The sequence below is a fragment of the Liquorilactobacillus nagelii DSM 13675 genome, from assembly GCF_019444005.1.
Classification (GTDB): Bacteria; Bacillota; Bacilli; order Lactobacillales; family Lactobacillaceae; genus Liquorilactobacillus; species Liquorilactobacillus nagelii.
In genome coordinates, this window is record NZ_CP049304.1 from 495783 (window position 1) to 514889 (window position 19107).

Sequence of the window (19107 nt, forward strand, 5' to 3'; positions counted from 1 at the left end):
GTTTCTTTACTTATCTATGTTATACTGATAGCTATTAATTAATCAATAAAATGGAGTTTTAAATGGAAAAAATTGAATCGGTACAAAACCCAAATATTAAGCAATGGCTAAAATTAAAAACTAAGAAAGGCCGTCAACAGCAACAGGCGTACTTGTTGGATGGCTGGCATTTAGTCAAAGAGGCTTTACGAGCTCAAATAGACTTACAAATTATTTTAGTAACAGCAGAATTTAAATATCAAGCTGAATTTGAAGAACTGAAGAGTGCTCCGATTAAAACGATTGAAGTTTCAGCGGCGATTGCTAAACGTTTAAGTGAAAACCCAGCTCCACAAGGAATATTTGCAATCGCAGCGATTTCAAGTGAACCACTGAATATTCCAGCGCAAATTTCTGGGGGCTGGTTACTACTTGATAGTGTACAAGATCCGGGTAACATTGGGACAATGGTTAGGACAGCAGATGCGGCAGGCTTTGCTGGTGTCGTTTTTGGTGAGAAGACAGCCGATTTATTTCAACCAAAAGTAGTACGGGCAATGCAAGGTAGTCAATTTCATATTAAGCTATTTAAGGGCAGATTAGTAGATTGGATAACTCGATTTAAACAACAGCAGATACCAGTCTTTGGGACTCAAGTTAGCCCACAAGCTGTAAGTTATCGTCAGATTAAAGCGCAAGCTAATTTGGCTTTGATTATGGGAAATGAAGGAAATGGAATGACAGATCAGTTGCTAGAAATGACCGATCGAAATCTTTATATTCCTATTTTAGGGCAGGCAGAATCGTTAAATGTGGCAGTGGCGGCCGGAATTTTAATGTTTTATCTTCATCGAGTAGACTAATTCTTAATTTTTTTTAAACTCAGTGGTTAAAATAAGTATTTGACTTGAAAAAAACCAGAATAGTTTTTATGCTAAAGGTAGCTATTAAAAGTGAGGTATTAGATGAAAAAAAATGAATGGCAACAAGATCAAGAATATTTGAGTTATGTTGGAGAATTGTTGGCTCGTCCAGAAGTTCAGCGGCTTGCTAATTATACGCAGCATTATTTTTCTAATCGGTTGGAACATTCGATTTCTGTATCGTATGATAGCTATCGAATTGCAAAAAGATTTAAATTGAATGCTCGGGCAACTGCTCGAGCGGGTTTATTGCATGATTTATTTTACTATGATTGGCGGACAACTAAGTTTAGTAGTGGAACTCATGCGTGGATTCATCCACGTATTGCGGTCAGAAATGCTGAAAAATTTACTCATTTAAGTAAGCTTGAACGAGATATTATTTTGAAGCATATGTGGGGGGCTACTATTGCTCCACCACGCTATTTAGAGGGTTATATTGTTACATTAGTCGATAAGTACGAAGCAACTAGTGAAGTTGGTCATCCGTTGATGTTACGGTACGAAAAACGCTTAAAGCAACATTTAGGAATGACTAATTAATTTTATTTGATAGATGGATTCGCTTACACATTGGAGCGAATCTTTTTTTATGTTAAGATGATATAAATCGGTATAAAGAGTTGAGGGGGAGCAAAAATGACAACAAACCAATTTAAATTATGTCCTAAATTTGAGAAAACCTTTGGAATTCTTGGGAAAAAATGGAATGGTTTAATTATTGATGTATTATTAAATGAGGGACCACAAAGATTCAAAGACTTGGCTCTTAAAGTTGAAAAATGTAGCGATCGAGTTTTAGTTGAAAGATTGCGTGAGTTGCAAGAAGATGGTTTGGTTTTGCGTCAAGTTGCAGCAGACGGACGACCAATTTATCGTTTGACTGCACAAGGTGAAGACTTACGACCGATTATGCAAGAAATTCATACTTGGGCAGAAAAATGGTTTAGTTTAGCGGATTGCCAGTAAGACTTGACGAACTAATTTAAAACGTATAAACTTATTGATTGAAAAAGCTATGATGGAAACTAGTAGAGCCGGGTGCGGACACAGAGAAAGCTATAATTGCTGAAATTAGCTTGCCGGGATGGTTTGAATTTCACTTCCAGAGTTGCCAAATAGATGTTTTTGAAAATTAACAAAAATTTGGCCGGTTAAAGCCGTTATTAAGTTGAGTGTTGAAGAAGTTCTTCAAAATTAGGGTGGTATCGCGTGCCTCGTCCCTTTCAGGGATGAGGCTTTTTTTATTGCTCAAAGAAAGAAAAGCAGAAAGGAAAGATGACATGAGTTTACAAGAAAAATTGGCAGAATTAAAGCGTCAGGCATTGTCTGAAATTGAAAAAACAGAAACACCAGATAAAATTAATGAGATTCGCGTACACTTATTGGGGAAAAAGGGACCAATTACAGAAATTTTACGGGGTATGCGTGATTTACCTAAAGAGCAACGTCCTGAGGTAGGAAGTTTTGCCAATAAGGTCCGGGATGAAATAACAAATGCAATCAGCGAACAAAAGGCTAAAGTTGAAACAGCTTTGACGGCAAAGCGCTTGGAAAATGAAGCAATTGATGTTACTTTGCCTGGTGTACCAGTTAAAACCGGTACTCCACATATTATCATGCAAGTCATTGACCAAATTGAAAAGCTCTTTTTAGGGATGGGGTATCAGATCGTTGATGGACCTGAGATTGAGGAAGATCATTACAATTTTGAAATGATGAACTTACCCAAAGATCATCCTGCTCGGGACATGCAGGATACTTTTTATATTACAGACCAAATCTTAATGCGGACACAAACTTCGCCAGTACAAGCCCGCACAATGGAAAAACACGATTTTTCGCAAGGGCCATTAAAAATGATTTCACCCGGGAAAGTTTATCGACGTGATACTGATGACGCGACTCATTCTCATCAATTTCATCAAGTTGAAGGATTAGTAATTGATAAACAAATTACAATGGCTGATTTGAAGGGAACTTTGGAAAAAATTGCGCAAACCGTTTTTGGTGAAGAACGTGAAATTCGCTTGCGACCAAGCTATTTTCCATTTACTGAACCATCAGTTGAAGTTGATGTTTCTTGCTTTAAATGTGGTGGAAAGGGCTGCAAAGTTTGCAAGCAAACTGGTTGGATTGAAGTTTTAGGTGCTGGAATGGTTCATCCAAATGTATTGCAGATGGCTGGAGTTGATCCGGAAGTTTATGGTGGTTTTGCTTTTGGTTTAGGACCAGATAGATTTGCGATGTTGAAATACGGTGTTGATGATATTCGTGAGTTTTACTTAAATGATGTTCGCTTCTTAGAACAATTTTCACAGAAGGAGTAAAGAAAATGAAAGTTTCAACAAAATGGCTTCAAGATTACGTTGATTTAAAAGTTGATCCAGCTCAATTGGCTGAAAAAATTGAACGGACAGCAGTTGAAGTTGATGAAGAGTATCGACTTGCAGATGGTTTAAAGAAAATCGTTGTTGGTTATGTTAAAAGCAAACGGCCACATCCAGACTCAGATCACCTGAATATTTGCCAAGTCGATATTGGTCAAAAGGATTTGCTGCAAATTGTTTGTGGCGCTCCTAATTTAGCAGCTGATAAGAAAGTTATTGTAGCGCTGCCCGGAGCAAGAATTGCTGGTAATGTAAAAATCAAACGAAGCAAAATGCGTGGCGAAGTTTCTGAAGGTATGATTTGTTCGTTGCAAGAAATTGGTTTTGCTGATGGAGTTGTCCCTAAAAAATTTGCAGATGGAATTTATTTTTTACCAGCTGATGCCAAGCTAGGAGAAACGGTGTTTAGTTATTTGGGTATGGATGAATCGATTATTGACCTGGATGTAACGCCAAATCGAGCAGATATGTTAAGCATGCGTGGGACAGCAACGGAACTAGCTGCTATTTATGATAAACAAACACATTTTACTCATCCTCAAATCGTTGAAGAGGCACCTGAAAAAACTGCTGACTTGTTGCAAGTAACGGTTGATTCGAAATTAGCACCAACTTATCTAGTTAGAATTATTAAAAATGTTACGTTAAAAGCTAGTCCACTCTGGTTGCAAAAAAGATTGTGGAATGCTGGTGTTCGTCCGATTAATAATGTAGTTGATGTTACTAATTATATTTTGTTAGATTATGGTCAACCGCTGCATTCTTTTGATTATGATCAAATTGCTGGTCAGCAATTGACTGTCAGGTTGGCAGAACCAAACGAAAAGCTCCAGACTTTAGATGAACAAGAACGTCAATTACGTCCGGGAAAAGATATTGTAATTGCGGACACTCAGGGGGCTGTTGCTCTAGCCGGAACAATGGGGGGCTTGCGGACAGCTGTTTCTGATCAAACGACAACAATTGCACTTGAAGCGGCAGTTTTTGATTCAACACGAGTGCGGCAAACAGCTCGTCGCCACAATCTTCATAGTGAAGCTTCAATGCGTTTTGAACGCGGAATTAATCAAAGTACTGTTGCTGAGGCTTTGGATGCGGCAGCGATGTTAATTGCAAAACTAGGAGATGGTCAGTTAACTAAAGAAATTTTAACTGCTTCGTTGACTGAACCTGAGCCTGTCACTGTTATTACGTCTTTAGGCAAAATTAATCATGTTTTAGGAACAACCTTGTCAGTCACAACTGTTAAAGATATATTCAAGCGATTAGGGTTTGAGGTTTCAACTTCTGCGACTGATTTTACAGTTGTAATTCCACCTAGTCGATGGGATATTAGCATTCCAGCTGATTTAATTGAAGAAGTTGCGCGAATTTATGGTTACGATAATTTACCCGCAACATTACCGACGAGTGTTTTAGTTCCAGGGCACTATACCTATCGTCAACGTATAATCCGACAAACTTGTCAGTTGCTAGAAAGTGCAGGCTTAGATCAAGCGATTTCATATGGCCTGACTAATAAGGTGAAAGCTAGTCGCTTTATGTTGGAACCTTCAGCTGCTACTGAATTGAACTTTCCAATGAGTTCAGATCGAACTACAGCGCGCATGAATTTGATCAGCGGGTTATTAGATGATGTTGCTTATAATGTGGCCCGTAAAGTTGAAAATGTTGCTCTATATGAAGAAGGTAGAGTTTTTTATCGTCAAGCAGATCAGACTCGGCCGCGTGAAGTTGAACATGTTGCGGGTGCCTTAACAGGTGAATTTGCATTAGGAAACTGGCATGAATCAAGTAGTAAAGTTGATTTCTTTGTAACGAAAGGAATTGTTGAATTTTTATTAAAAAGTTTAGGAATTGAAAAAGTTCGTTTTATAAAAGCTGTTGAGCATGATGATATGCATCCAGGTCGAACTGCAGACATTTACTTGGGCGAACAATTTATCGGTTTTGTTGGTGAAGTTCATCCAACAATTTGCGAAGAATATGGTATTAAACGGACATACGTTTTTGAAATTGATTTGCAACAAGTCATTGAGACTCCAAAACACGAAGAACGTTATCAACCAATTTCTAAGTACCCTGCTATTACTCGAGATGTTGCCTTGGCGGTTGATCAAAGTGTTGAAAATGCTGAAATTACAAATTGTTTCTATGACCATGGTGGAAAGTACTTACAGTCTGTTCAATTATTCGATGTTTATCAAGGCAGCAAATTGTCCAGCAATAAAAAATCTTTGGCCTATAAATTGACATATCAAGCGCAAGATACTACCTTGTCAGATGAGCAAGTTAATTTAGACTTTGAACGAGTATTGCAAAGAGTAGAAGAAAAATTTGCAGCAGTTGTTCGTTAGTTGAATAATTTCATTAATTTGAGAATTAAATTTTCATATTTTTAATGATAATTAGTAGTTTAAGCGTAAGGAAACTTATTTTTCCAAAATTAATGTTAGTAGATTTTTTAATACTAAAAGTAGGGGTGCGACTAACTGTTGCAGCCCTATTTGATAGTATGAAGAGAAGATTTAGGCAAATCTTAATGCAAATTAAGGAATTATTTTGTATAATATAAAAGATAGCGTTTAACAAGCGGAGATGGAGTGATAAATTGAAGTTAAAATTCAAAAAAAATACCGTAGCTGATGGTAAGAAGACATCAGCTACCAGTCCGTTAGCTAAACGGATTGTTGTTGGAATCATTGGACTAATTGTGATTTTAATTGCAGTTATTGGATTTCAGGCATATCATTTTTTCAATCAAGCGATGAAGCCGTTGGATCCTAAAAGTGAAAAGATTACTGAAATAAAGATTCCAATTGGCAGTACCAACAAACAAATTGGAAATATTCTAGAGGATAAAAAAATTATTAAAAGCGGCTTTGTTTTTGATTATTATGTAAAGAAACATAATTTAGGTCAATTTAAAGCTGGTTATTACGAATTGAAGCCGTCAATGACACTGAAAACAATTGCAAAAAAGCTTGAAAAGGGTGGGGCAAGTCAGTCAATTAAATCAGGCAAGGTGTTAGTTCGCGAGGGAGTAACAGCGGATCAAATTGGGGATGTAATTCAAAAAAGGACAAAATATTCAAAAGCTAGTTTTTTGAAATTGCTCAACAATCAGCAATTCATTAATAAGTTGGCAAAAAAATATCCAGAATTGCTTAGCTCTGCGGTACAAGCTAAAAATGTTCGCTATCGCTTAGAAGGTTATCTATATCCTGCAACTTATTACCTGAATAAAAATGAAAGTTTAAAACAATTGATTGAGGAAATGGTTGTTAAAAGCAATCAAATGTTGACACCTTATTACGATCAAATTAAGAAGAAAAATTGGACGGTTCAAAAAGTTTTAACATTAGCTTCTTTGGTTGAAAGAGAAGGAGTAACCGCTAACGACCGTTATCGAATAGCTGGAGTATTTGAGAATCGACTGGATGCAGGTATGATGATTCAATCAGATATCTCGGTTTTATATGCGTTGGGCAAACATAAGACTAGTGTTTCTTATAAAGACTTGAAGGTTAACTCGCCATATAATTTATATCGCCATCAAGGAGTTGGACCGGGACCATTCAATAATCCAAGTATTGAATCAGTTAATGCGGTATTAAACCCAACTGACCGTGATCAGCATTATCTGTATTTCATTGCTAATATGAAAACAGGGAAAGTTTATTATTCAAAGACGTATGCCGAGCACCAAGAATTGACCCAAAAATTAGAGAAACAAAACAATTAAAACTGATATTAATATTCAATTGTAAGGAGCAGTTTAAATGGTAGCTAAGGCAAGAAAACCACCGGTAATTATTGGTGTGACTGGTGGTTCAGGTAGCGGCAAAACAACAGTTAGTCAAGCAGTTTTTAATCAGTTAGCTGGACATTCGGTATTAATGCTGCAAGAAGATTCATACTATAATGATCAGGCTGGCTTAACGATGGAGCAACGATTGCAAGTTAATTATGATCATCCAAATGCTTTTGATACACCACTTTTAATAAAACAGTTAAGCCGTCTACTAGACTGGAAATCGGTTCAAGTGCCAGTCTATGATTACACGGCTCACACCCGCAGTAAACAAGTTAGGGTAGTTGAGCCACAAGAAGTAATCATTGTTGAGGGGATTTTAGTTTTAAATGATCCCCAACTCAGAGATTTAATGGATATAAAAATTTTTGTAGACACGGATGATGATATCCGGATCATTCGACGAATTCAGCGTGATATCCAAGAACGCGGGCGTTCACTTGATTCTGTTATTAACCAATACTTGGGCACGGTTAAACCAATGTATCATCAATTTATTGAACCCACCAAACGTTATGCTGACGTGATTGTTCCCGAGGGGGGCGAAAATACTGTTGCAATTGATTTGTTAGTTACTAAAGTACGAGATGTGTTGCGCCGTAACCATCAACAAATCGAAAATGAAATTTAAGGAGCGAATATAAATGGCTGAAGAAAAAACTTATCCAATGACTATAGAAGGCAAAAAAAAATTAGAAGATGAATTGGAAACTTTAAAAACGTCAACACGAGCAGAGGTTATTAAAAGAATTAAAATTGCCCGGAGTTTTGGTGATTTATCGGAAAACTCAGAGTATGAGTCAGCTAAAAATGAGCAATCATTTGTTGAAGGTCGGATTAAAACTATTGAGCAAATGTTAAATCACGCGGAAATTATTGATAACGATAATATTGCCGCTGATGAAATTGCTGTTGGAAAGACGATTACTTTTAAAGAATTGCCTGATGAGGAGCCAGAAACTTACACAATTGTTGGAGCGGCTGAGGCAGATCCGTTTGCTGGTAAGATCTCTAATGAATCACCAATTGCAAAAGGGCTGGTTGGTCATCATTTAGGTGAAAATGTAACAATTGAGACACCAGGCGGGGATATGAACGTTAAAATTATCGAAGTAAAATAGTAGTAATCTTTTAACTGGTCGGCTTAGTCGTTCCAGTTTTTCTTTAATAACTATGATTTGGTTCAATTTTGGAGGTAAAATTGAAAAAGTTTTTAATGGCTGGGATGGTTTTAGGAATTGGTTGTGGCTTTTTGAATGCTTTTAAATCAAGGCCGCAAAACTGGTCAGCTTCTGGGATGAAATCGAAAGTTAAGACAAGAACAGCATTGGTTGAAAATGTTGTAAAAAAAGAGACTGAATTAAAATCAACGGTTCAAAAAAATCAGATGAATTTGCAAAAGCAGTTCCAAGAAGAAGTTAATCCTGAAAAAATGAAAATTAGATCTGATGAGCAAGCAATTGATTGGGTTATTTGTCATTTTGGAGATAATCATGGTGATTGGAAATGGAATTGTCTCTGGCAAGATGAACAGAAATTCTTTATCAAAGCAACTTCCCAGCAGCAACTTGCTTTGGGGGCAATGTCTGGGACAGCTATGAGTGTGTTAGTGAAAAGTGACGGAAAAATGGAATGGAACTTTTGAGATTTGAAAGTGGGGTATTGTAAGTGACTGAAACTACGACTATTAATCATCAATTAAATCATCGGACAATCCGCTCTTTTAAGCAAAAAAAATTGACTCAAGAACAATTGAAGCTACTTGAAGAGGTAGTTAATCAAACGCCAACCAGTATGTTTATGCAGCAGCGCAGTGTGTTGCACTTAACTGACCCGGTCAAATGTTCTAAAGTTCAAAAGATTTCTGGTCAACCATATGTTGGAGCATCTGGAGATTTGTTTATTTTTATAGTTGATCTTTATCGTAATCAACAAATTCGTCAGGAAGCAGGTTTAGATGATGGAAGGCTGCATTCTACGGATATATTTTTGCAAGGTGTTGAGGACACTGTATTAGCAGTGCAAAATTTTGTAACTGCTGCGGAAAGTATGAAACTTGGCACGGTTATCTTAGGTAGTATTAATAATGATCCAGCTAAATTAATTCAGGTTCTGCAGTTACCACGACTGACCTTTCCAATTTTAGGAGTTCAGGTTGGTGTGGCTAATCAACAACCACAACTTAAACCGCGATTGCCGCTGAATTTAAACTTCTTTGAGAATGAATATCCTACAAGACAGAAAAACTCTGATTTGCTTGACTATGACAAAATTGTTGAAACGTATTATGATCTTCGTCAAGCAAATCGGCGAATCGATTCATTCACTAATCAGGTTTGTTCTGCTAAATTAGGTAATAAAATTACTCAGCGTGATCAACTGCAACGAGTATTGCATGCACAGGGCTTATGCCTTAAATAATTTCTCGGCAACAATTGCAATTTTATTTTATTTTTGGTAAAATAATAAGCGTTGTTGAGTTTGGAGAGTTGGCAGAGTGGTAATGCACCGGACTCGAAATCCGGCGAACCGGCTAATACCGGCGCGCAGGTTCAAATCCTGTACTCTCCTTATCATTCCGTTTTAGATAGTTTTAGGGCGTCGCATTCCATTGATGTGGCGTTTTTATTTTGCGATTTTAGTCTAAAACCTACTGAAAAGGATAGAAATGGAATCTAAAGTTAGTCAATGACTAACCAGGGCAAGGAAAAAGTTAGTCAATTTTCGTTTTTTTGACTAACTCTTGTTTTTTGACTAACTATATTTGATTTAGTGTATCTGACAATAATTCATTTTGATTAGATGAAACGTGAGTATAAATGTTTAATGTAACACCGATATTTTTATGACCTAAGCGTTTTTGAACAGTTTTAGGTAAGATGCCTGGGTTCTTTTCAAATAACCATGTTGCGTGAGTGTGCCTAAATCCATGTGGGGTTATTTGAGGTATGAATGATTGATACTTTGGATCATGTGTTAATTTAAAAGCTGCTGAATAATCTGATGATCCCATGTCAATGATTGAATTTAACCAATTATTTGGCTTACTCAAATTAAAATAGTTATCTTTTTGATTTGGGAATACTAGCTTAGAATTGTTGGTGGCTTTTAATTTAGTTAGCATTTCAAAAATTAATTGGTTAATCGATATTTTACGATATGAATCCCATTTAGGTGGTTGAAGGGCCATCTTCCCATTTTCGTTAGTAACAATGGTTTTATTAATATCAATCATTTTGTTTTCTAAATCAACATCTTCCCAGGTTAAAGCTAGTAATTCGCCTTTACGCATTCCCGTGTAAGCTAAGGTTATAAAAAACACTGCCTTAAAGAATTCGATTTTACCTGGATTATTAACACTAGAATTATCCCTGACATACGTGACAAACTTTTTTAGTTCATCAGTCGACAAAAAGTTATGAGAATCATTTGCGTTTTTTGAACGAATCTTCGGGAGCAAGATGTGATCAAAAGGGTTTGTGGCAATTTCTTTTTTAATGTAAGCATAGTCAAATACTCGCTTCGCATACCTTGCTACAATATTTGGTTTTTTATATGCTAGTGACCATGCTTCGACGAATGGCTGCAAATATTCTGATGTTATTTTGCTAAGCTGTTGATCACCAATATCTGGTAAAATATGGCAATCGAAAATTTGTTTAGTTTTATAGAGTGTACTGGACTTAACGGTGTTCCGATATTGGTTCTCAAACCACTCTAAGTATTCTTCTTTAAATGTTTTACCGTTTTCAGTAAGAAGCTCATAAGTGCCATTAGCAACTTGCATTTGAATTTTATGATATGCAGAATTGGCCAAAGCAGGAGTTTTAAATCCACGTTTAGTTGTTATTTTCTTTTTACCAGTTTGTGGATTTTTTCCTAGATAAATCTGAAAATAATAACTCTTCTTGCCGTTTTTATAAATTTTTTCTTTGATAGCTTTATTTTTCTTGTATTCAAACATTTTAATTACTCCATTTATGGTAGAATAGAGTACACAAAGAGCGTGTGCTTATTGCATACTCTTTCTAAATATCTAACTCTACACACTCAAGCTTTAGGCGGGGAGAGTGTGTTTTTTATTTAGTTAAAAAAACTAATAACATAATCTATAACAGAATGTATAACAAAATCTCAAAAATAACAGAATCTTTTTGTTATCTAGATTTGAAGTCTAGACAACCTAAATAACACAATCATGTTGAAAAAGGCACTTTTTGTTATTCTGTTATGATTTTGTTATCTCTATAGCCTTAGAGCCCCAAGGGATACATAACAAAAATAACACAATAACACTATTATTACTTATTTCTATATAAAGTAATATATAGAGTATATATAGAGAAAGTGTTATTAAATATATAGTGTATATAAGAATTGAAAAAGATTTTGTTATTCTGTTATATTCACTAAAATTTACTCAAATCAGATTTAAAATTATAAATAGTGAAATGGGTTTCTCCTTTTAAACTTGAACTATCGAGCTTAACTCTCATTGTTGTATCAAATCGCATCTTAACCAAAACTGTGGATTTACAAACATAGTCAATGTAGTAAACATGTTTAGGTCCAGTTTTTTTAACATACAAGCTATAATCATCTAAGTTAGTGAATTTAATACCTTTTATTTCAGATTGGATTGCGCCACGAGCAATATCATAAAAAGCTTCTTCTTGATTTTCGTTTAACTTTTGAGTTCTTGCTGAAAGCAGTTCAACGGTTTTAGTTGAATTATAATAAGGTGCTCGCCAAATGTACCAATCATGAATTTTTGAACCTGCAAAAATTAAAATTACAGCAACAATAACCCCAAGTAAAACTTTCATCCATTTCTTCACAGTAAATTCCCCCAAAACTTATTTTATAAATCTAGCCATTGAATCAGATAAGCTTAAACCACGGACAATATCATATTTGTTAAAACACCCCCCGTATTCGTTTAATCCATAGAGCAGTAAATCAAAAGCAAAATAATTAGCTTCAGCCTCAATCTTTGGTATTTGAACACCTTTGGAGTAATTTCTTAAAAAGGATGTTGAAACCCCAGGATGTTCGATTGCGTGACCAAGCTCGTGAGCCAGAGTAAAACGTTGCTGATTCATATTTAAAAATGAATTAACCATGATAGTGGTTGCCCCAAAACTGCTAACAGTCATTCCCCAAGTCTTCGCTGGCAACATAGTCTCAATTAATCCAATGTCTAAATACTTTATGAGCCGATATGGATTAGCTGTATTAAATTCATTTATTAGTTCTTTAACATCTCCTTCAATGTCCAAACTTTAATCACCTGCTTTATTTTTCTTTTCTGCTTTTTTCTTATTCATTTCAAGAGCTAACAAAATAGCTGTTTTAAGTTGTTGTTTCTGATCATCAGTCATTGGTTCGCCATAGTAGTTAACAGATGTATTTAGATCTAATCCAGCGAGCAATGCATCAGCTTGTTTGCCAATATCGGTTTGATCGATACTACCCGAAGCAAAACGATCGTTAGTGCGACCTAGTAAATAATCTACTGAAGTGCCCAATGTACTTGCTATTTTTTCAATCTTGTCAACTCTAGGAGTTTGACGATCTAATTTATAAATTGCATTTTTAGCAAGTCCCGATTTTTCTTCAATTTCAACCAAAGGCATCTTTTGTTCATCAGCTAATTTTTTAATACGACCTAGTATTGTCATAAATTCACCTCATTTTTGATTTACTATACTAAACGGTAAAAATATTTTTAAAACCTATTGACATCTATCTAAAACGGTAGTAAATTATAGTTACAGTTAAATAATAAACAGCAAAAAACAACCGTTAGAGATAGAACGGAGCTTTTAAATAAATTTCAGACGTTTATTTAATAGTGTTTTTAATTAATATTTGTATACCATTAATCTATACTTAACGGGAAGATTTGTCAATGATTTGTTTACTATTTAACCGAATAAAGTAGAAAAAAGGTGGTGCATATGGAAAATATTTTTGGGAACAGCGTTAGATTCGCTTTAATTTTGTGTGGTGAAACCCCAAAAGGTTTTTCCGAAAAGGTTAATCTTACTCCACAATATCTTTCAATGATACTCGCTGGAAAAAGAAATAGTCTTGAAAAGAAAAAAGAGATTTGGGATGCAATCTTTAAAGAAGTTTTAGAAAAAGAATCAAATAAAGAGAGTGAGGTTAATGAATAATTTATTTAGTCAAGATTTTGAAAACCAGTTGATTGATTATTTTAAATCGTTAGCTAATACCGCTTTTACCGAAGTCTGCACAGAACATTCTAACCAAAGCGAGTATCTGACTAAGGCAGAAGCTGCAAAGCTACTCAAATGTTCTGAAAAGACGGTTAAAAAGCTCGTTGATGAATATGCTTTACCAGAGATTAAAGCAGATCATTTTATTAGATATAAAAAATCTGATGTTGAAAATCTGATGGAGCAATTGAAATGTTAAAGCTATATGAACATCAGAAACTAGCATTAACGTATTTACGTTTAAATAATTCCTTTGCGTTGTTTATGGAACAAGGCACAGGGAAAACAATACCAACACTGGTAAGAGTCCACGAACTAATAGAAAAAGGAAAGATCAACAGTTGCTTGGTGGTTGCACCCAAATCAGCCTTAGGAGCATGGGAGCGTGATACTGAATTATTTGAACCTGAGCAGCAAGCTAGATTGAATCAAACAATAACATTGGTTAATTATGATAAAGTTTGGCGAGTTAAAAATAAGTTTAATCAATTCGATCATGATTGGGGTTGCATCATTTTAGACGAATCACATTTCATAAAAAATAGAACATCCCAACGAGCTAAGTTCTTATTGAAATTAGCAACTAAAGCCAAATACCGATATATCTTGACTGGCACTCCAATTGGTAATGGACAACTGGAAAACATCTGGTCACAATTTACTTTTTTAGAACCTGAACTGGTAAAAGGTCGAGTTCATTCAAAAATATTCGGTGGCAGTTACTACGATTGGCAAGATAAGTATTGTCTATTAAATCAATATTATCGACCAGCAGCATATAAGCACGTTTCAGAACTTCAAAATATCATTGAAGAACATAGTTACCGAGTTACTAAAGATGAGTGTTTGGATTTGCCGGATAAATTACCAGATGAGTTATTGCCAATTGAATTAGCTGAAAAGAAGTTATATAAGGAAATGGCTAAGACATCGGCAATCGCTAAAATGGAGATTCTAGCAGAAAATCCATTGAGCAGACTGCTAAAACTAAGACAGATTTGTTCAGGATTTATGACTGATAACCTTGGAAAATTGATTGAACTTAAAACTAATAAGCTGCAAGCACTAGATGATTTCTTAGAAAGCTTTGATAGAAAGTTAGTTATCTTCGCTGAATTTAAATATTCGATTAAGCAAATTGAACGATTATTAACTAAAAAGAAAATTAAATTTGTAGTTTTGGACGGTCAGCAAAAAAATAAATTAATCTGGCGCCAGTTCCAAAGCAATGAATCAATTAAAGTGATAATTGTTCAGTATCAAAGTGGATCAGCAGGAATCGATTTATATTCAGCCGACACAGTTATTTATTACGAACCGACTTTAAGATCAACTACTTTAGAGCAAAGTCGTGACCGAATCCACCGAACAGGTCAAAAGCATAAATGTTCTTATATCCATTTCATTACTAAAGGAACAGTTGAAGAACAGATTTATAAGGCTTTGAGTAGTTTTCAAGACTTTAACGAAAAGTTGTTTACGGAGTATATGGAAAGCTATCAGAAGTCGTTTTACAAGGCGAGAAAGAAGTGATTTTTAAAATGAAAAAAGCATATTTTAAGTTTTGCGATTATTTTGGATTTGAGCCAAAAAGTTGGGCACCATTGTTTTTCTTAGCTCCAGCAATTTACTTTATAACGTTCGAAGTTTTCTATACAGTTTGGACGTGGTAGTTTGGACATAATAATTTATGATATCGAAGTTTTTAAAGATGATTGGTTGGTTATTGCTAAAGACCCTCAAACTAATGGGATGAGAGTTATTCATAACAATAACGCGGAAGTTAAAGACTTATTTAGTATTCCGGATGTGGTTTATGGTGGTTTTAATAACAAACACTATGATGATTGGATAATCCATACAATGTTACTCGGTGGTGATAATCACGAAGTTAAAAAGCACAATGATTGGATTATTTCAGGCAAGAATCCTTGGGAGTTCCCATTTATCCAGTTTCATAAAAAGCAATTTAAAAGTTTTGATTTACGTGATGATTTACCAATTAATTTGAGTTTGAAAGCCATTGAAGCCAATTTGAATCAGTCAATAGTGGAAACAGGTGTTGATTTTAATATTCAACGCAAACTAACAGCTGATGAATTAGCAACTGAAATTAAATACTGTACATCCGATGTTGAAAATACTTGTCGACTTTATCAGCAACGAAAAAAGTACCTGGAATCAAAAGTCTTAGTTGGCAAGTTAAAAGGTATATCGGCAAATGAAGCAATCGGACTAACCAATGCAAAACTAACAGCACGGTTTTTAGATGCTAAAAAACAAAGTCATGATGATGAGTTTAGTTATCCAATTCCTAGTAACCTTAGAATAGGCAAATACGAGCGTGTGCTTGATTTTTTTAAGGACCCGGTTAATTATACCAAGTCTATCTTAAACGGTTGCTTAGTGGCTGAAAAACGACCGAGAAAGGCACAATCTCTTAAACGCCAATTAAAAGAGTTAGATGAAAAAGGCGTTTACGGAACTCAGCTTGAAACTAAAATAGCTGAAGTACCTCACGTATATGGTTGGGGCGGTCTTCATGGGGCAATCCCTAATTACTTTAAGCAAGCTGATAATCAACACAAGATGGTCATAGTTGATGTTTCAAGTTACTATCCAAGTTTGATGATTCAATATGATTTAATTTCAAGAAATACGCCATCGCCAGCAGGATTTAAATCAGTGTACGAACGTCGGATAGCTGCTAAAAATGCAGGTGATTCGGCAACAGCTGGAGCGTTAAAGTTAGTACTTAACACAACCTATGGGGCATCAAAAAATAAGTACAATGATCTGTTTGATCCACGGCAAGCAAACGGGGTTTGCATCCACGGTCAATTATTCTTAACAGATTTAATCGACAAACTAGAATCAGTTGAAAGTTTTGAACTTATCCAGTCAAACACCGATGGGCTTGTAATCAAGTTTAAAAACGAAGATGAATCGGCTATTGAGGAAGTTTTAACCGAGTGGGAACACCGCACCAAGATGAGCCTTGAAAGAACAATCGTTAAAGCTATAGCTCAAAAAGATGTAAATAATTACGTGATGAAAAAGGGTGAAGCTTATGTTTATCAAGACAGTAAAAAGTTAGTTATTGAGCCTGATGAAAATAAAATAAAAACCAAAGGTGGTTATGTATCACTATTTAAAGGTGGAGATTTTAAGAATAAATCGTTAGTAGCAGTACACAAAGCAGTCGTTAATTACTTTATGAATGGTATCTCACCCGAAGAAACGATTCAACGAGATTCCGAAGTAATTGACTTTCAAATGATTGCTAAAACCGGTTCAACCTATGATCATACGATCCAGGATAACAGTGACAAAGAATTACAAGTTCAAAAAGTTAACCGTGTCTATGCTGCTAAAGATGAGAATCTAGGAACACTTTACAAAATAAAAAAGAATCGTCGGAAAGATAAAATAGCTGGTTTGCCTGAACATTGTTTAATTGATAATCAGGGAAAAATTAAGTTAGACCAGATTGATACTCAATTTTATATCAAGATGGCTAAAAGTCGAATTGAAGATTACATTGGCAAGAAAAAGAAGAGGAGTCGGAAAATGGTAGTTAGAAAAACAGCCGCAACCAAAGCAGTAGATATTTCAAAGTTAAACATCTATGAAAAGATTAACGCAGTTCGAAAAGAGTTTTTAGATGCAAAAGTTCAAAAGTCTGGAACTAATCGTTTTGCTGAATATAAATATTACGAATTAGGCGATATTGTTCCAGTAGCATTGCCATTGATGATTAAATACCACTTAGCACATGAGATTACTTTCAGCGGTGATTTTGCCAAAATGCGAGTAATTGACAGTGATTCAATGGTTAAAACTGAAAATGGTTTATCCGTATTCGATTTCGTGGAATATACATCACCAATGGTTGATTTGATCGCAAAAGGCATGAATGCTATTCAAGCTTTAGGGGCAGTTGAAACGTATCAACGTAGGTATTTGTACATGAGTTTCTTAGATGTAATTGAACAGGATCAATTTGATTCAGGCGTAGCTGATAAAGAAGAATCAAAAACAGAACCAAAGGCTAAGACAGTCACTAAGAAAACTACTCACAAAGCACCAGCAAGCATCACTGAACGAAAAGAAGCTAAGAAAGAAATCACTAAACCAGCTGATGCTATGGACGAAACACAAAAGAAAGCATTGATCAATGGGCTTAAAAAGTTGCGGTCCAAGGATGATAAATATGAAACTTGGATTGGCAAAGCTAAATCTAAGATTGAAAAAGGCTTAAGTAAAAAAGGTGCTGAAAAGTTATTAATTTTAATCGGAGATAAGGTGGCTGAATAATGACTAAAAACAAATACCATTTTGAGGATAATCATATCGTTTTAGATTCAATGCCAAAAAGTTTTAAGAAAATGACCGCAACTAGATTTGCTGCAGCATTGGGGTTAAATCGTTGGACTAGTCCTTTTCAAGTTTGGTGTGCATTAACCCGGACTTGGGAACAACCATTTGAAGATTCAATTTATACAATCGCCGGCAAAGTGATTGAACCAAAAATTCAAAAATATTTAGACCAACGATTTTTCATGAATGTAACTATTCCGGAAGATGTTTACGGAGAAGACTTCTTTAAAAAGACTTGGGGAGATTTCTTTCATAACAAAAAAGTTTTTGGTGGTATGTGGGATGCGCTCGGTCATGATGATGAAACAGGCGAAGACTTTGTAATCGAAATTAAAACAACCAAGCGGGCCGAAGATTGGAAAGATGGTGCTCCGGAATATTACAAATTACAAGCAGCGCTTTATACTTACTTGCTTGGGTTAGACAAATTTGTTATACCCGCTAGTTTCTTAATTGATGCTAATTATGATGAACCGGACAACTTTGTTCCGTCAGTTGAAAATACAGCTATCTTTGAGTATTCCTTGTCAGAAGACTATCCAAATTTTGAGAAAGATTACATCAAACCGGCTAAAGAGTTTTGGAAAAAGTACGTTGAATCTGGTATTAGTCCTGATTTTGATGAAAAGGTTGATGTTGAACCATTAAAAGCATTACGTACCGTAGAAATTGCTGATGATTCAGGCTTTGACAAAGTACTAAAAGAATATGACGAGAATCAGGTTAAAATAGCTGATTTTATGAAAGAGATTCAACCGGCGTTGGCTCGACAAGTCGAATTAAAAGACATCATTAAAAAGCATTTGAGAGAACAATTTAAAGAAGATACTAAATATGCTGAAGTTTCAAGCAAGCATTTTACTTTGAAAATGACCAAATCTGAAAGACATTCAGTTGATTCTAAAAAGCTCAAAGCTGATGGTTTGTTTGATAAATATTCGAAGACTAGTCAATCGTTCACATTACGGGAAATGGAGAAAGAAAGTGATTAAATGCGAGAAATTGAGTTTAGAGTATGGGATGAAGAACTTAAGCATTATCTAGCCGGTGGAATTTTTCCATATATGGTTAGTGGCTTTATGAGAATTGACAAGAACGTTGTATTTTTGAAATCACAAAATAACACGGTTATTGAACAATATACTGGTTTGAAAGACAAGAGCGGCAAGAAGAAAATCTTTGAAGGGGATATTTTAGAAAATAAAAAATATAGAAGTATTGTTGAATTTCGAGGTTGTGCATTTTCAGCTAAAGTAATTTTCGACGGCAAGCAAACTAGTCAGTATTTCGATTTAAGAGGAGAGGCTAGCGTATCAAAAAAAGTTGGCAATATTCATGAAAATCAAGAACTTTTAGACACAAGAAAGGAAGTTAAATAA

20 protein-coding genes, 1 tRNA gene and 1 other annotated feature are annotated in these 19107 nt (G+C 35.2%); of the genes, 17 read left to right on the forward strand and 4 right to left on the reverse strand.

Translation table 11 applies throughout. The annotated features are described in order from the left end of the window. Window positions 1-62 precede the first annotated feature (62 nt). The 11 genes from G6O73_RS02625 (at window position 63) to G6O73_RS02675 (ending at window position 9677) form a co-directional block, all read left to right on the forward strand. A complete protein-coding gene (locus G6O73_RS02625) occupies window positions 63-842 on the forward strand; it encodes a TrmH family RNA methyltransferase (RefSeq protein WP_057885770.1) in 780 nt (259 codons plus the stop codon). 102 nt (window positions 843-944) lie between these two features. After that, window positions 945-1445 carry an HD domain-containing protein gene (locus tag G6O73_RS02630; RefSeq protein WP_057885771.1) on the forward strand — a complete coding sequence of 167 codons (501 nt, stop codon included), beginning with the start codon at window positions 945-947 and terminating at the stop codon, window positions 1443-1445. A gap of 96 nt (window positions 1446-1541) precedes the next feature. Continuing rightward, the gene (locus G6O73_RS02635; protein ID WP_057885772.1) at window positions 1542-1871 is read left to right on the forward strand and encodes a winged helix-turn-helix transcriptional regulator; all 330 of its coding nucleotides are present in this window, start codon (window positions 1542-1544) and stop codon (window positions 1869-1871) included. Window positions 1872-1911: 40 nt separating this feature from the next. After that, window positions 1912-2130: a binding site (T-box leader), on the forward strand. A gap of 55 nt (window positions 2131-2185) precedes the next feature. Beyond that, window positions 2186-3232, forward strand: a complete 1047-nt coding sequence (pheS, locus tag G6O73_RS02640; protein WP_057886213.1) for a phenylalanine--tRNA ligase subunit alpha — start codon at window positions 2186-2188, stop codon at window positions 3230-3232. A gap of 5 nt (window positions 3233-3237) precedes the next feature. Further along, a complete protein-coding gene (gene pheT, locus G6O73_RS02645; RefSeq protein ID WP_057885773.1) occupies window positions 3238-5649 on the forward strand; it encodes a phenylalanine--tRNA ligase subunit beta in 2412 nt (803 codons plus the stop codon). Between the two features lie 254 nt (window positions 5650-5903). Continuing rightward, complete coding sequence (mltG, locus tag G6O73_RS02650; RefSeq protein ID WP_083478493.1) at window positions 5904-7037, forward strand: endolytic transglycosylase MltG; 1134 nt, start codon at window positions 5904-5906, stop codon at window positions 7035-7037. A 37-nt stretch (window positions 7038-7074) separates the two neighbouring features. Continuing rightward, entirely contained in the window at window positions 7075-7737 is a 663-nt protein-coding gene (udk, locus tag G6O73_RS02655; RefSeq protein ID WP_057885774.1) for a uridine kinase, read from the forward strand. A 13-nt stretch (window positions 7738-7750) separates the two neighbouring features. Continuing rightward, window positions 7751-8227, forward strand: a complete 477-nt coding sequence (greA, locus tag G6O73_RS02660) for a transcription elongation factor GreA (RefSeq protein ID WP_057885775.1) — start codon at window positions 7751-7753, stop codon at window positions 8225-8227. 80 nt (window positions 8228-8307) lie between these two features. After that, the gene (locus G6O73_RS02665; protein ID WP_057885776.1) at window positions 8308-8751 is read left to right on the forward strand and encodes a hypothetical protein; all 444 of its coding nucleotides are present in this window, start codon (window positions 8308-8310) and stop codon (window positions 8749-8751) included. Between the two features lie 23 nt (window positions 8752-8774). Then, window positions 8775-9527, forward strand: a complete 753-nt coding sequence (locus G6O73_RS02670) for an NADPH-dependent oxidoreductase (protein WP_057885777.1) — start codon at window positions 8775-8777, stop codon at window positions 9525-9527. 62 nt (window positions 9528-9589) lie between these two features. Next, a tRNA-Ser gene (locus G6O73_RS02675) sits at window positions 9590-9677 on the forward strand. A gap of 187 nt (window positions 9678-9864) precedes the next feature. Here the strand turns inward: G6O73_RS02675 and G6O73_RS02680 are convergent. The 4 genes from G6O73_RS02680 to G6O73_RS02695 form a co-directional block, all read right to left on the reverse strand. After that, entirely contained in the window at window positions 9865-11070 is a 1206-nt protein-coding gene (locus G6O73_RS02680) for a site-specific integrase (RefSeq protein WP_219935197.1), read from the reverse strand. 445 nt (window positions 11071-11515) lie between these two features. Continuing rightward, a complete protein-coding gene (locus tag G6O73_RS02685; protein WP_057885778.1) occupies window positions 11516-11944 on the reverse strand; it encodes a hypothetical protein in 429 nt (142 codons plus the stop codon). 18 nt (window positions 11945-11962) lie between these two features. Further along, a complete protein-coding gene (locus G6O73_RS02690) occupies window positions 11963-12385 on the reverse strand; it encodes an ImmA/IrrE family metallo-endopeptidase (protein WP_057885779.1) in 423 nt (140 codons plus the stop codon). A gap of 3 nt (window positions 12386-12388) precedes the next feature. Next, the gene (locus G6O73_RS02695) at window positions 12389-12787 is read right to left on the reverse strand and encodes a helix-turn-helix domain-containing protein (RefSeq protein WP_057885780.1); all 399 of its coding nucleotides are present in this window, start codon (window positions 12785-12787) and stop codon (window positions 12389-12391) included. Window positions 12788-13066: 279 nt separating this feature from the next. Between G6O73_RS02695 and G6O73_RS02700 the strand changes: the two genes are divergently transcribed. The 6 genes from G6O73_RS02700 (at window position 13067) to G6O73_RS02725 (ending at window position 19107) form a co-directional block, all read left to right on the forward strand. Then, a complete protein-coding gene (locus G6O73_RS02700) occupies window positions 13067-13285 on the forward strand; it encodes a hypothetical protein (protein ID WP_057885781.1) in 219 nt (72 codons plus the stop codon). Next, on the forward strand, window positions 13278-13547 hold the full coding sequence (locus G6O73_RS02705) for a helix-turn-helix domain-containing protein (protein ID WP_057885782.1): 270 nt from the start codon (window positions 13278-13280) through the stop codon (window positions 13545-13547). Before G6O73_RS02700 ends, G6O73_RS02705 begins: the two co-directional genes overlap by 8 nt. Beyond that, entirely contained in the window at window positions 13541-14881 is a 1341-nt protein-coding gene (locus G6O73_RS02710; RefSeq protein WP_057885783.1) for a DEAD/DEAH box helicase, read from the forward strand. The genes G6O73_RS02705 and G6O73_RS02710 overlap by 7 nt, the downstream gene beginning before the upstream one ends. A gap of 141 nt (window positions 14882-15022) precedes the next feature. Further along, entirely contained in the window at window positions 15023-17665 is a 2643-nt protein-coding gene (locus G6O73_RS02715) for an ERF family protein (RefSeq protein ID WP_057885784.1), read from the forward strand. Then, window positions 17665-18720 (forward strand): YqaJ viral recombinase family protein, encoded by a 1056-nt coding sequence (locus G6O73_RS02720; protein WP_057885785.1) that lies wholly within the window; start codon window positions 17665-17667, stop codon window positions 18718-18720. Before G6O73_RS02715 ends, G6O73_RS02720 begins: the two co-directional genes overlap by 1 nt. Beyond that, window positions 18721-19107 carry a YopX family protein gene (locus G6O73_RS02725; protein WP_057885786.1) on the forward strand — a complete coding sequence of 129 codons (387 nt, stop codon included), beginning with the start codon at window positions 18721-18723 and terminating at the stop codon, window positions 19105-19107. It abuts the gene before it with no gap.